A 13,049-nucleotide genomic window follows, 5' to 3' on the forward strand; every position below is an offset into this window, starting at 1 on the left:
AGACAGTAGTCTGGAACAAAAACGAGGAGATTACGGCTTACGATAAACTGATGAACAAGATTGAAGGGATGATGGCCAATTTGGACAACAGCAGGCTGGACGATCCGCAGATCATCGTCGATGCGGTAGAAGCTGCGGCAACGGGTAAAAGCCGGCAATTCCGGACGGTCATCGGCCAGGAAGGTAACGGGCTGCTTGCCATGCGAAATTCCATGCCGATCGAGCAGTATTTGGATACGATAGCCCAAATGTACAATTAATGAAGCCGCGCGGCCTTTACGGGCCGCCGCTTCCTGTTTTTTTGCCGCCGCCTTTGAATGCTGTGATCAGAGTAAGCAGGAAGAGCGGGAGAATGCCGGCAATGCCGTTCCATAACGGCCAAGTGTTCGACACGATATCATACCATTGGACCTCGCTGTCGTACAGAACGACCGAGAGGAACAGGCACATCAGCGCAAGCGGGAAAATGAGAAGCCGATCGTCCTGCAGGCGGAACAGACGGGTTAAAACCAAATTCAGAACAAACAGCGCTATCGTCGCTTTCATATAAGAGCCGGCAATTAAAGTCATGCCGATGACGGATTCGATCCGCTGGATGATGTCCTGAAAATCAATCATGCGCGCCACCATATACAAAGAATATTTAATATCGCTGGCAATCGGCCCGGATACAAAAATAACGCAAACGACGGATAGAATCAGGATGAGGATGTTGAGAACCAGAGCCAGATACATGTATCCGTTAAGTCTGTTGTTTTTTTTGTCCGGATTTTTTTTCACGAACGGCAGCAGCATGGTGAACAGGAACGCTTCCGCATAGGGGAACCCGAACGAAAAGTAAGCTCCTTGCATAACCGGCTTGATGCCGTCCGGCATGATCGGAAATATATAATCCGGATGATAATTGGGGATCGAAAGCAGCAGCACGATAAAGACAAAAAACAGCATAATCAGGATAAGGTTCGTGAACATGCGAACCATGACTTCAATGCCGGCCCGCACTGTAAACGCAATAAGCGTGAAGGTGAAGGCGTTAAATACAAATACAGGCGTTTTTCTCATCATCGACGTCGTCAGAAATAGTCCCATATCAAGTACGATCCCGGAAGCCATGTGGCACACGAACAGGATAAAAGGGACGGACAGCAGCGCGGTCACCCAAGACCCCAGCATCTTCTTGGTATAATCGATATACGTAGAGCCGGGAAATTTATCGTGCAAATAAAGAATGCAGGCCAGGACCAGAAAGCCGAAAGCGCCCGATATAAGAAGGGACACCCAGGCTCCGTTTTTTGCGAAACCGACGAGCGGGCCGGGAATGTTGATGATGGCCGATCCCGTCATGAAGATAAAGAACAGTGTGGACATTTGCAAAGGGCTGACCGTTTCTTTTACTTTCATGGAATAATCCCCCTGTCTCGGCAGCTAAAGTAGTTCAGGATTTTGACTCGAAATAGGTCACGATCATTTTGGTCGGCGCCGAAAAAACAAAATCGACCAAATCGTGAAGATCCGGCCAATCCTTGCCTACCGCGTAATCAAGCCCCAGGTAGACGGCAACTGCCATGATGATCCCATATACCACATGTCCGCGTTTGTTGCTCATTTTATAATGGGGGGCATCGAAGGCTAGAACGGCTGCGCAGGCAAGGATCATAATGGCAAATCGGATCAGCATTCGTTTACTTCTCCTTATACTTGGAGTACGGTTTGCCAATGTTTAATCCGGTATGAAGCACACGGATTTCAACGTGGCTCTCGAAATGCGCAAGGGCGAAGCGCTCGTCCCAGTTTTTTTTCCAGCTTTTCCACAGTGCCGGATGCTTGGCGAAAATTTTGTTGCCGAGGCCGATCGCATCCAGCCGTTTGGCTTGCAGCTCGGTTATCAAATCTCTGAACTCTTTCTCGACCGTCTCCTGAATTCTTTTTCTGAACGCGGCCTCTTCCTCCCGCTTCACGACGGAAGAACACCGCATCTCGCTAATCGCTCCTACGATACTCGTGTTAAGCCTGACGGTCAGCGAATCACCCTGAATAACAGGCACAACCTTTGTTTTTGCCGATACGACTTCGAGGGACTCTTTGACATTTGCTTTTCCTTCGCTGCCGCAAGGAAATTCAATATTGCCTTCCTTGTACTGATTGGTCAGCATCAGCAATCGCTGCATTTTGGTCGGAGATAAGGTGCTGATCTGCTTTCCTTTTTTTAAAATGGCAATGCCCGATGCCGAAAGCTCTTTGGAATCGGCTTTGTAAAAATGAATGTAGGGCAGCAGGGCGACTCCGACCTCGCTGTTCAGCTGAATGGTCAGGTCCAGAAGATTCGTCTGGACGGACTTTGCCGAATATCGGGTCGTCGCAATTTCCATAGTACGCAGCTGCTCCCCGAGCGTAGATTCGATTACCGGTTTTAATTTTAAATACTTGGCGGCTTCTCCCTTTGTAGCCATGACTAGAATCGTTCCCCTAGGCTCGTGATCCCTGGCGAAGAAATCCAATATATCTCCGATATCCTGCTGCCTGATCACTTTTTCATTAATGAGAATGACCCGCATATGGTCCCATTTGGCTTTGCGTCCAAAATGGATCGTAAGGTCCCGGATCGCCTCGAAAATCGTATAGGCTTCGGCCTGAATCATAAAAGATCTGGAGCTGCCAAGCTTTACCTCATTAGAGCCGCTGTTGTCCCCCCCTGTCGGTTTAAAGAACAGCGTCGTCAATTTCAATTTCCCGTTTTCCGTTTTGTCGATTGCGACGGCCTGGACAAAGGCGAATTCGACCAGCTCGCCCTTATCCCAGCATCCGGTCAAGAGAACCAGAAAGAGGAGCATGATGGTCATCGATTTGATCGTTCTCATTTTCTGATTCTCCCTTTCGGGCTCAAATCGTTACGATTTCCGGCTCCTGTGCATGTGCCGATTTCGCGGCGACCGGAGCAGATTTTTTAATGGAGCGCGTATCAGTATATCTCGCAGCTCGCGAATGCGAAACGGAGCGAACGGGGCCAAATACGGCTGACCGAGCGACCTGAGAGCCGTCAAGTGCAGGTGGATAAACAACAGCCCCATCATTAATCCGAAGCCTCCGAGTGTCCCGGACAGGAACATTAACGGAAAACGAAGCACCCTCAGCGCTACCCCGATCGAATACTGCGGGATGGAGAAGGAAGCGATGCCCGTCAAGGCTACGATAATAATCATGATTGGCGAAGCGATTTTGGCTTGAATGGCGGCTTGTCCGATGACGAGTGCGCCAACGATGCTTACGGCCGTTCCAACAGGGCGGGGGAGCCGTATGCCGGCTTCGCGCAGAAGCTCGAAGAAAAACTCCATTAACATCGCTTCCACGAGAGCGGGAAACGGGATGCCCTCGCGGGTTTCAAGAACCGCCATCAACAGTACGGTAGGAATCAGCTCCGAATGAAAGGTGCTGATTGCTATATAAATACTCGGAAGAGTCAGCGCCATAAAAAAGGCAAACACCCGGAGCTGCCGAAGCAGGGTAGCTTCAACGGTCCGATAATAATAATCCTCGCTTGTTGCGAAAAATTCGGCAAATAGACCGGGACAGATCATGATGGACGGCGAGCCTGAGGTGAGTACGATAATTTTGCCGTCCAATACGGCGGCTATCGCCGTGTCCGGCCGCTCCGTATACCGGTATTGCGGGAATGGGGAATACGTGCTGTCCTCAATCAACTCCTCAATAAAGGAGGTATCCAGTATTTCGACGTCTTTTGCTGCGGCCAGTCTTTTTTTGAACTCTTCCAGCGTTTCCGGATTAACGGCGCCTTCCAAATAACCGAATGCGGAGGTTGTCCGGCATTCTCCGCCCGCATTGAACATCTCGATTTTAAAAAGATGATTTCTCAATCGAGACCGCAGCAAACCGATGTTTTTCGTTAAATCCTCGGTGGTGCTGTCATGGGGCCCCCGCACAACAGGCTCCGTGATCGGTTCGCTGACCGATCTCGTTTCAACGGAATAGGCATTGAAGCTGAGCGCTTTGTTCCATCCGTCGAAGAAGATCGCCACATGCCCGGACACTATATGCTGTATGGCATTTTGCAGTCCTTCCACGACCATAACCCGGCTCGAGGTTACGCCGCGGTTTTCAAAAAAACGGATGACGTTTTCCCGTACGATCGAGTGGAAGGCGGCCGCTTCCTGGCAGGCAAGATCCAGCAAAGCGGATTTTAAGAAAAGTACCTCCTTCTCTTCGACAAGCGTGCCGCAATGAACCGAAAGCACTTCATACTGAAAATCGGCTCCATATCGGGAAGGCTGTATAACGATGTCGTGACAATGCGATAAAAGCTTCTCCAATTCCTGCCGGGTATCGGACAAGCTTTTTGAAATCGGTTGCTGGGTACCGCCCGTCTCCGGCTTATCGCTTACAGGAGTATTGCCGGCCTGACTATTCCCTCCGGCCCTGTCGTTAGTCGCCATAGCTGTGTCCTTTCCTGTGGGAATCCTAGGAAGTATTATGCCAATACCCGGTAAAACTATTCATGGCAGGCACACATTGTCAGGTCGTCAGAGCTATATAATCGGCAGTACGCAGGGCAAGCGCGACCGTGGTCAAGGTAGGGTTCGCGGCTTTAAGCATAGGAATGACGCTGTTGTCTGCGACAAACAGTCCGCCGATGCCGTGAATTTGCCCGAAACGGTTCGTTGCGGTCGTAACAGGGTCGACGCCCATCCGGCATGTACCGGATTCATGATCGCCCTGCAAAGGGGCATCGCGGTTGAAAGCCGCCGTCGTCTCAAGTCCAAGCGCCGATACGACGCGCCCGATGAGCTGTTCGGCTAGCGCCGTGACTGCGTAATCATATGGACTGTATGTCATTTGAATTCGTACTTCCGGAACCCCGTACCGGTCCTGTTTGAGCGGATTAAGCGAGACATAGTTTTCAAACCTCGGCTGCACGATGCCGATCCCCGCTACGTTCACTTGCTCCTCGCTCTCGAAAGGGATGAATTTGTTATGGTAATATACCGCTCTCGAAGGCCCATCGACTTGAATTTGCAGAGGGAAGCCTTCTTGCTCGGGCAGCAGAATGCCGGCCGTTCCGGTTACATAAGGGTATTGCTCCCGGTTCAGCTTGAACGGTGACCAGACTACGGTATGCTTGGTTAAGTAATGGCCGATCGCCGGGCCCGGAATGCCGGAATGGAGCAGCAGGCGGGGAGTCTCGACAGAGCTGGTGCACAAGACGACGTTATCGGCCTTTACCGTATACGATTTCCGGTCGATCGTCATCGCTTCGATGCCTTCGACTTTTCCGTTGTTCGCAATGATGCCTACGGCTCGCGACAGCACAGCCAAATCGAAAGCTCTTGCGAACAAGGCCCGGGCCAGAAATTTGACCGAGCTGAAATAGACGTTCGAATGGAGCTCTCCGTATTTCGTCGGCTCCAGGTCGGCTGCCATCGGCATGTTCTGCGCGCGGCTAAAGCCTGAATTCCACAAGCGGTTCAGGAACAACTGCTGAATCGGCGACCCGGCCATATAGCTTACGGAAACTCCCATCGCTTGTTCGGCTATACGGTAATATTGTTCCATCTCATGAAGCGGGAAGGGCCATTCGTTCGGCTCGATATGCATGCGCGGCGAGTATGCGTTCCAGGCCAGCGTCCGGCCGCCGACTGCAATAATCTCGCGGAAGTTCGTGCCGGGCACCTCGATGACCAGCCCTCTTTTACCATAGGATAATTCATTGACGCGCTGCGAGTTCATCGTCTCCACGTTGCGGATGTTTGTGGGGAGGATAAGATCGCCGGCTTCGATAACTCCGATCTTTTTGCCCGCGTTTTTCCAATGCTCGCACAATCTCCACAATACGGCGCCTCCGCCGGCGCCCGTACCGACGATCAGCACATCGTACCGGGTCTTGCTCATCTCCTCCAGCGGCGTTGTCGGCAGCCAGTTTGGCTCCGAAATGCCAACTTCGTTTCCCCTGCTCATAGCCAACATCATCACATCCTTATACGTAAATCTCCCCGCCGTTGACGTTGATATTTTCCCCGACGACGAACGAAGAATCGTTCGATGCCAAATAAACGTATGCGCCGGCAAGTTCGACCGGCTGGGCGTTTCGCTTGATCGGGTTTGAATAGCCGACCGATGCGTATGCTTCCGGAGGGAATGACGAGGATACAAGAGGAGTCCACGTTGTGCCGGGAGAAACGGCGTTTACGCGGATGCCGCGGCTTATGAGCGACGTTGCAAGCGACCGGGTGAAGGTATTGATCGCGCCTTTCGTAGCGGAGTAATCGATCAGCTCCTCATAGCCTGTTCTAGCCGTGGCGGAGGATGTATTAATGATCGTGCTTCCGGGCCTCATATGAGGAAGAGCGGCTTTGGTCAAATAGAACATGCCAAACACATTGATCCGGAACGTAATCTCCAGCTGCTCGCTGCTGATGTCCTCGATTCTCTTCTGAAAAAACTGGACCGCCGCATTGTTCACCAGAATATCGATCCGTCCAAAAACGCGTACCGTCTGCTCCGCCGCATGACGGCAGAACGCTTCGTCTCCGATATTGCCGGCAATCAGCAGGCAGCGACGACCAAGCTGCTCAACGCGCGCCTTCGACTCCGCCGCGTCGACATGTTCGTTATAATAAATGATGGCGATGTCGGCGCCTTCTTTGGCGAACGCATAGGCGACGGCCCTGCCGATCCCGCTGTCTCCGCCTGTAATGACCGCCACCTTATCGGCCAGCTTTCTTGTAACGCCGTAGCCTGGAGCCTCCGATACCGGTCTCTGCTTCATGATGTATTCAAATCCGGGCTGCTGAGGCTGGCACTGCGGCAAATAATTAATCGGAACGTTTTCGCATTCGGTTTTATAACCGTAAACGTTAGGGATAACATTCATAGCGCATGTCCTCGATTCCTCTTCGTTATTTACCTCAGCATATGCCCAGATGGAATCGCGGGTGAATCGGCTGCCAAGCAAATCGTAAAGCGGGATTATGCGCGGCGGAAGGCGAATAGATAGGAGAGGCGCGAACTTTTGTCATTTTAAGCGGAGGGGATAGAACGGTGACTTCCCAAAAAACTTTAAGAACGTGCAGCAAAGGTCATCCCTATTACAAAAGCAGCGATTGTCCGACCTGCCCGGCCTGCGAGCAGGACAGCAAACCGGACAGCGGTTTTCTTTCGCTGCTCTCGGCTCCGGCAAGACGGGCATTGGAGCATAACGGAATTACGTCCTTGCAGCAGCTCTCCCAATTTAGTGAAAAAGAAATTATGAAATTTCACGGAATGGGACCGGCTTCTTTGCCGAAGCTGCGGGGCGCACTGCAGGAGCAGGGGTTATCTTTTAAAGGCTGAACATTGGAGCTTAATGCGGTACGTCGCGGTATTGTACTAAATCATGTATACTTACTATAACGATTTTGGGATTAAAGGAAGAAACGAGGGCAAGCATGTCGGAACCATTGTATCAGAAAATACAGAACGACTTGATTCGTCGAATTCAATCAGGCGAGCTTGACGTAGGCGACTTGGTTCCCTCGGAGAAGGAACTGGCCGAGCAATACGGCGTGAGCCAGATCACGTCCAAAAACGCCATTAAAGGCCTGGTGGATGAGGGACTGCTCGTCCGCTACCGCGGGAAAGGGACATTCGTGCGCGCATTCGGGGACAGGCCGGCGAGCGAATTGAAGGCTTTAGCGGAACACGGTGCAGCAACGATAGCGCTCGTCATTCCGTCGATGAAGACGCGGATCGATCAGCAGCTGCTGGACAGCCTTGAGAAGCATTGCGCCTCTGCGGGCTATGAGCTGCTTATCCGGATTACGCGTGAGAACCCGGATGAAGAAGCCCGGGCGATCGAGCGGTTCCGCAACCGCGGTGTCGATGGCTTCATCGTCTTCCCTGTCGAGCAGAACAGCTACAATGAAACGATACTGCGGCTGTCGCTTGACCGTATTCCGCTTGTCCTTGTTGACCGTTTCTTAAAGGAGATTAAGACGTACAGCGTCAGCTCCGACAATATGGGCGGAGTCAAGGAAGCAGTCGAAGACCTGCTTGCGCGCGGGCACCGGAAAATTGCTTATTTGTCACCGGAAATTACGAATACCGCTACCGATGACCGTGCTCGGGGGTATGAGGCTGCCTTTATCGAGCGTGGGCTGCCGATCGACAAGACGCTGTGGTGCTTGCTTCCTCTGCCCAGCATCGTTGCCGGGATGGTACCGGAATACATCTTAAGCTTTCTGCGCGAGCACCGGGATGTTACAGCAATATTCGCAGTCAATGCGGAAATCGCCCGCTACGCGTATGAAGCGCTGCGCGAGATGAGGGGGCAGTCAGCGCGGGAGACGATGCCGGAGCTCGTTACCTTCGATGATTCGGGTCTGGAGGGGTTAACGTATATCAGCCAGCAGGTCGATGAGATCGGCCGGTTGACCGTAGGGCTGCTGTCAGAGCAGCTAAGCGGCCGTTTCGAGCCGAGACGGGAAATCGTGCCGGTGCAAGTGATTCGGCCTTAAGACAATGACGGCATTTAAGTGACGGAAACGGCGACAATCCTGGATGGAAGGATTGTCGCCGTTTTTATCTGCGCAGGTTTCGATCAATTTTCCATTTACAACTTAGATTAAATATTATAATAATATATAATATATATTATTTTTATATGAAGGTGATGATGTTATTGAAAACGCTTCCTCTTTATAAGCAAATCCAACAGGATATTAAGCGATTGATCGCTCACGGCAAGCTAAGGGAGGGTGACCGGGTGCCTTCCGAGAAGGAGCTTTCGGAGAAATACAGGGTGAGCCAGATTACGAGCAAAAACGCGCTGATCGGTTTGATGGAGGAGGGGATGCTCGTCCGGATTCAAGGTAAGGGTACGTTCGTCGCGGGCAGGCCCGGACAATCCCCCTCCTATGACAAGCTCGGGGAGGCGCCGGGACGCAGCGGGCGGATCGGGCTTGTGCTGCCGACGATGAAGACGAAGGTGGACCAGCGGTTTCTGGACTGCCTGGAAAAATACGTGTCCGAGGCTGGTTTCGAGCTCATGCTGCGGATTACCCGGGAGTCGCAGGAAGAAGAGGCAGGCGTCATCGCTTCATTTCTGAAGCAGGGAGTTGACGGCTTGATCATTTTCCCTGTGGAGAACGAGACCTACAACGACTCCATCCTGAGGCTGTCGCTCGACCGGTATCCGTTCGTGCTGATTGACCGGTTCCTGAAGGAAATCAAGACGTACAGCGTCAGCTCGGATAACGTAAACGGCACAAAGGAAGCGGTTGCGTATCTGATGGATAAGAATCACGAACACATCGCGTTTATTTCGCCTGAAATTACGAACTCGGTTACGGACGAGCGGGCGCAAGGCTTCGAGCTGGCGTATCTGGAACGGAAAAGATCCATCGACAAAAACCTGTGGTGCCTGCTACCGCTCGACGGGATCGTCTCCGGCAAAGCGGAGGATGCGATCGAACGCTTCCTGCGGGAATTCCCTCAGGTTACCGCTGCGATAACCGTTAATACGGAGCTGTGCCAAACCGCTTACAGGGTCGCGTCGAGGCTCGGCAGGCGGGTGCCGGAGCAGCTGGAGCTGATTACGTTCGATCCGCCGGATCTTCCGCGCGTATCCTATATTCGTCAGAACGAGGACGAGATGTGCCGGCAGACGGTCGAGCTGCTCATGGAGCAAATCGAAGGACATTATGAAACGCAGCGAATGATTGTGCCGGTTACGTTGGTGAAGCAAGCTTAAATTTTATATTATATTTAGTATATAAAAGTATAACATTATACGTTATTATGATGTTGTAAAGCGCTTACAAAAATCTTTCAGAAAAAGAGGGGATTTGCGTGAAACGAAAATTAAAATGGTCAAGTATGCTGATCGTCGCTGCAATGCTGGTACTATCCGCATGCAGCGGCGGCGGGGCGGATGCCGGCAGCGATACGGGCGCCGATCAATCGGGCAGCGCGGTGGATGGCGGCAAAAAGGAAAATGTCACGATTGAATTTATGGGCCATGGCAATCCGAACGAAAAAGCCATTTTCGAAAAATTAATCGCTTCCTTCGAAGAAAAAAATCCGAACGTGACCGTGAAGTACACCTCCGTACCGCCGGGAGAATATGCGCAAAAAATGAAAACGCTGATCGCCTCGGGTAAAGCACCGGACGTATTCTACGTCGGCAGCGCTGAGTTTTACCGGTTTGCGGAAACGGGCACGCTGCTCAACCTTCAATCCTATCTGGAGCAGACGGACCTGTTCAACCCGGATAACGTATGGACGCAGGCAATGGACCGGTACCGCTACGACGGCAGCATGATTGGAAAAGGCGACCTGTACGGCTTACCGAAGGACGTAGGGCCGTGGGCGTTCGTGTATAACAAAGACTTGTTCGAAAAGGCGGGCATTCCTGTTCCTTCGGCCAAGGCCGGCGAATGGACGTGGAACGACATGCTGGAAGCTGCGAAGAAGCTGACGGTCGACGAGAACGGCGACGGCAAGCCGGAGCAATACGGCGTCGGCGCCTACAGCCTGGAGTCCGCGGTATGGGGCAACGGCGGCGAGTTCATTAACTATGAGACGGGTGAGGTGCTGGTCGACAAGCCGGAATTTTATGAGGCGATGCAGTTTGTCGCGGACCTGAACCTGAAACATGGCGTCAGCCCGAACCAGGAAGCCGAGCAGGCGATGAACGCGTATACGCGCTTCATTAACGGCCAGCTCGCGATGTTCGCAATGGGGCCGTGGGATCAGCCGGGCTTCTGGGAGCTGCCGTTCGGCTGGGATATCGGCGCGTGGCCGGCGAGTCCGAACACGGGCAAGACGGCGACTTGGCTCGGCTCCATTGGATTCGGGGTATCGGCCAAATCGAAGCATCCGCAGGAAGCGTTCGACCTGGCGGCATACCTGTCGCTCGACGAGAGCGGCCAGCGCGAGAACTTTCAGCTCGGTCAGGCGGTGCCGAACCTGATCGACCTGGCGAACGGCGAATTTATGGATATGGACAAATCGCCGGAGAATCGCCAAGTGTTCCTGGACATCATCCAAGACTACGGCCGTCCGGACATCCCTTACGGCTCCAAGGACACGCAGTGGATCGACGTGTTCTGGCAGAACGCAAGCAAGGTATGGAACGGCGATCTGACGGCGAAGGAGTGGACGGCTCAGATCAAGCCGCAGATGCAAGAGCTGTACGACAAGAACAATAAGTAGGAACGCGGAGCGGGAGCGGCAGACCGAAGCGGGCTGCCATCCCCTTCTCCTTAAGCCCCTTATACGCGGCCATCCTATATGAAGGTGGAACGGATATGAAAACGAACTTTTCCGGATATCGCAGAAGAGAGCTGGCCTGGCTATACCTGTTCGTGGCGCCGCCGGTGATCGGATTTTTGCTGTTCGGTCTCGCACCGATGATTTTCTCCATTTATATCAGCTTTCAAAATTGGGATATGCTCTCAGCCCCGTCTGGTGCCGGCTTCGACAATTATGCGGAGCTTCTGAAGGACGAGAAGCTGTACAAATCGCTTTTCAACACCGTTTATCTCATGATAGGCATCCCAATCGGAATGCTGCTGTCTCTGCTGCTTGCTATTCTGATGAACCGGAAGCTGAAGGGCATCTCCGTTATGCGTACGATTTATTATTTGCCCGTTATTTCGCCTATTATCGCGGTATCTCTGCTCTGGCAGTGGATTTTGAACCAGGATTACGGACTGCTGAACAATTTTCTATGGGAATGGTTCGGCATGAAAGGGCCGAATTGGCTCGGAGACCCCGATTGGGTCAAGCCTTCGCTAATTCTGATCGGATTATGGGGCGGTATCGGGGGCAACATGGTGCTGTATTTGGCCGGACTGCAGTCCATTGCTTCCTCCTATTATGAAGCAGCCGAGATCGACGGAGCGGGAGCATGGCACAAATTTACGAAAATTACCGTTCCGCTGCTGACGCCAATTCATTTCTTCGTACTCGTTATGGGAGTCATCGGGGCGTTCCAGTCGTTCAGCCAAATTTACGTATTGGCGGTGGACGGCGGTCCCGAATACAGCGGAGGAACGATCGTTTATTATATTTTCCAGCATGCCTTTGAATACTTCAATATGGGCTACGCCAGTGCGGCCGCGTGGCTGCTGGGCATTCTTATCTTTATCGTTACGCTCATTCAATTCAAGTTGTCGGGCAGATGGGTTTATCAGGATTAAGGAGGGATAGTTGTGAAGCATAAAAAAATAGCGGATGTCTGGTCGTTCCTTCTCCTGCTCGCCGGCACTTTGTTCATGATCGCGCCGTTCCTGTGGACTTTGTCCACCTCGCTGAAGGACAAACGAAATGTATTCGAAATTCCGCCGAAATGGATCCCTGAGCCGTCGACGTTCCGCAACTACACAGATGTCTGGGAGCAATCGCCGCTTCTGAACGGCTTCGCCAACAGCTTTATCATTGTCGTCACGGTGCTGACGATCGGCTTGTTTGTCAGCGCCATGTCGTCATACGCTTTCAGCAAGTTCGAGTTCCCTTTGAAAAGCGTCTTGTTCATGGGACTGCTCGGCACGATGATGATACCGTATTCGGTCGTCATGATTCCGCAATACATCGGCTTTTCCTGGCTGAACTGGGTCGATACGCTGCTTCCGCTCATCGTGCCGGGACTGTTCGGTAACATCGTCGTTGTTTTTTTCCTTCGCCAATATTTGTCCGGTGCGCTGCCGAACGACTTAATCGAAGCGGCGAAGATCGACGGAGCGAGCTTCCCGCGCATTTTCTGGTCGATCTGCCTTCCTGTTTTGAAGCCGGCGCTTGCGGCACAAGCGGCGCTTGGGTTCATGGGCATCTGGAACGATTTCCTCGGGCCGCTTATTTATTTGCATACGCCCGAGAAACAAACGATCCAGGTATTGATCGCGTCCATGCAGGCGCTCTATATCGGACAGTCCGATTACCCGATGATCATGGCCGCCGCCGTCATCGCCATGATACCGGTTATTCTGGTCTTTTTCTTCTGCCAGCGATATTTCATCGAGTCGCTGGCGATCAGCGGGATCAAAGGGTAACCGGACGAA

General features: G+C 52.5%; 13 protein-coding genes. 7 read left to right on the top strand and 6 right to left on the bottom strand.

From position 1 onward, the window contains the following. Nucleotides 1–50 precede the first annotated feature (50 nt). Nucleotides 51–260, top strand: a complete 210-nt coding sequence (locus tag KP806_RS13075; protein WP_224724133.1) for a hypothetical protein — start codon at nt 51–53, stop codon at nt 258–260. A gap of 16 nt (nt 261–276) precedes the next feature. Here the strand turns inward: KP806_RS13075 and KP806_RS13080 are convergent, their stop codons facing one another. From KP806_RS13080 to KP806_RS13105, 6 genes are all read right to left on the bottom strand, one after another. Further along, complete coding sequence (locus tag KP806_RS13080) at nt 277–1,401, bottom strand: GerAB/ArcD/ProY family transporter (protein WP_224724134.1); 1,125 nt, start codon at nt 1,399–1,401, stop codon at nt 277–279. A 34-nt stretch (nt 1,402–1,435) separates the two neighbouring features. Further along, nucleotides 1,436–1,678, bottom strand: coding sequence for a hypothetical protein (locus KP806_RS13085; RefSeq protein ID WP_224724135.1), 243 nt, complete (start codon nt 1,676–1,678; stop codon nt 1,436–1,438). A gap of 4 nt (nt 1,679–1,682) precedes the next feature. Beyond that, the gene (locus KP806_RS13090) at nt 1,683–2,858 is read right to left on the bottom strand and encodes a Ger(x)C family spore germination protein (RefSeq protein WP_224724136.1); all 1,176 of its coding nucleotides are present in this window, start codon (nt 2,856–2,858) and stop codon (nt 1,683–1,685) included. Between the two features lie 30 nt (nt 2,859–2,888). Beyond that, a complete protein-coding gene (locus KP806_RS13095; protein ID WP_224724137.1) occupies nt 2,889–4,448 on the bottom strand; it encodes a spore germination protein in 1,560 nt (519 codons plus the stop codon). 79 nt (nt 4,449–4,527) lie between these two features. Beyond that, the gene (locus KP806_RS13100; RefSeq protein ID WP_224724296.1) at nt 4,528–5,967 is read right to left on the bottom strand and encodes a GMC oxidoreductase; all 1,440 of its coding nucleotides are present in this window, start codon (nt 5,965–5,967) and stop codon (nt 4,528–4,530) included. Between the two features lie 19 nt (nt 5,968–5,986). Then, the gene (locus KP806_RS13105; protein WP_224724138.1) at nt 5,987–6,883 is read right to left on the bottom strand and encodes an SDR family oxidoreductase; all 897 of its coding nucleotides are present in this window, start codon (nt 6,881–6,883) and stop codon (nt 5,987–5,989) included. Nucleotides 6,884–7,050: 167 nt separating this feature from the next. Between KP806_RS13105 and KP806_RS13110 the strand changes: the two genes are divergently transcribed. From KP806_RS13110 to KP806_RS13135, 6 genes are all read left to right on the top strand, one after another. Continuing rightward, nucleotides 7,051–7,341 (top strand): RNA polymerase alpha subunit C-terminal domain-containing protein, encoded by a 291-nt coding sequence (locus KP806_RS13110; RefSeq protein WP_224724139.1) that lies wholly within the window; start codon nt 7,051–7,053, stop codon nt 7,339–7,341. A gap of 95 nt (nt 7,342–7,436) precedes the next feature. Then, entirely contained in the window at nt 7,437–8,504 is a 1,068-nt protein-coding gene (locus KP806_RS13115) for a GntR family transcriptional regulator (protein WP_224724140.1), read from the top strand. A 164-nt stretch (nt 8,505–8,668) separates the two neighbouring features. Further along, nucleotides 8,669–9,739: a GntR family transcriptional regulator gene (locus KP806_RS13120; protein ID WP_224724141.1), complete on the top strand. Its 1,071-nt coding sequence runs from the start codon at nt 8,669–8,671 to the stop codon at nt 9,737–9,739. 98 nt (nt 9,740–9,837) lie between these two features. Continuing rightward, nucleotides 9,838–11,202 (top strand): ABC transporter substrate-binding protein, encoded by a 1,365-nt coding sequence (locus tag KP806_RS13125; protein WP_224724142.1) that lies wholly within the window; start codon nt 9,838–9,840, stop codon nt 11,200–11,202. A 95-nt stretch (nt 11,203–11,297) separates the two neighbouring features. Next, a complete protein-coding gene (locus tag KP806_RS13130) occupies nt 11,298–12,191 on the top strand; it encodes a carbohydrate ABC transporter permease (protein WP_224724143.1) in 894 nt (297 codons plus the stop codon). A gap of 12 nt (nt 12,192–12,203) precedes the next feature. Then, nucleotides 12,204–13,040, top strand: coding sequence for a carbohydrate ABC transporter permease (locus KP806_RS13135; RefSeq protein ID WP_224724144.1), 837 nt, complete (start codon nt 12,204–12,206; stop codon nt 13,038–13,040). The last annotated feature ends 9 nt before the right edge of the window (nt 13,041–13,049 follow it).

The sequence above is a fragment of the Paenibacillus vietnamensis genome (assembly GCF_020169515.1).
Taxonomy (GTDB): Bacteria; Bacillota; Bacilli; order Paenibacillales; family Paenibacillaceae; genus Pristimantibacillus; species Pristimantibacillus vietnamensis.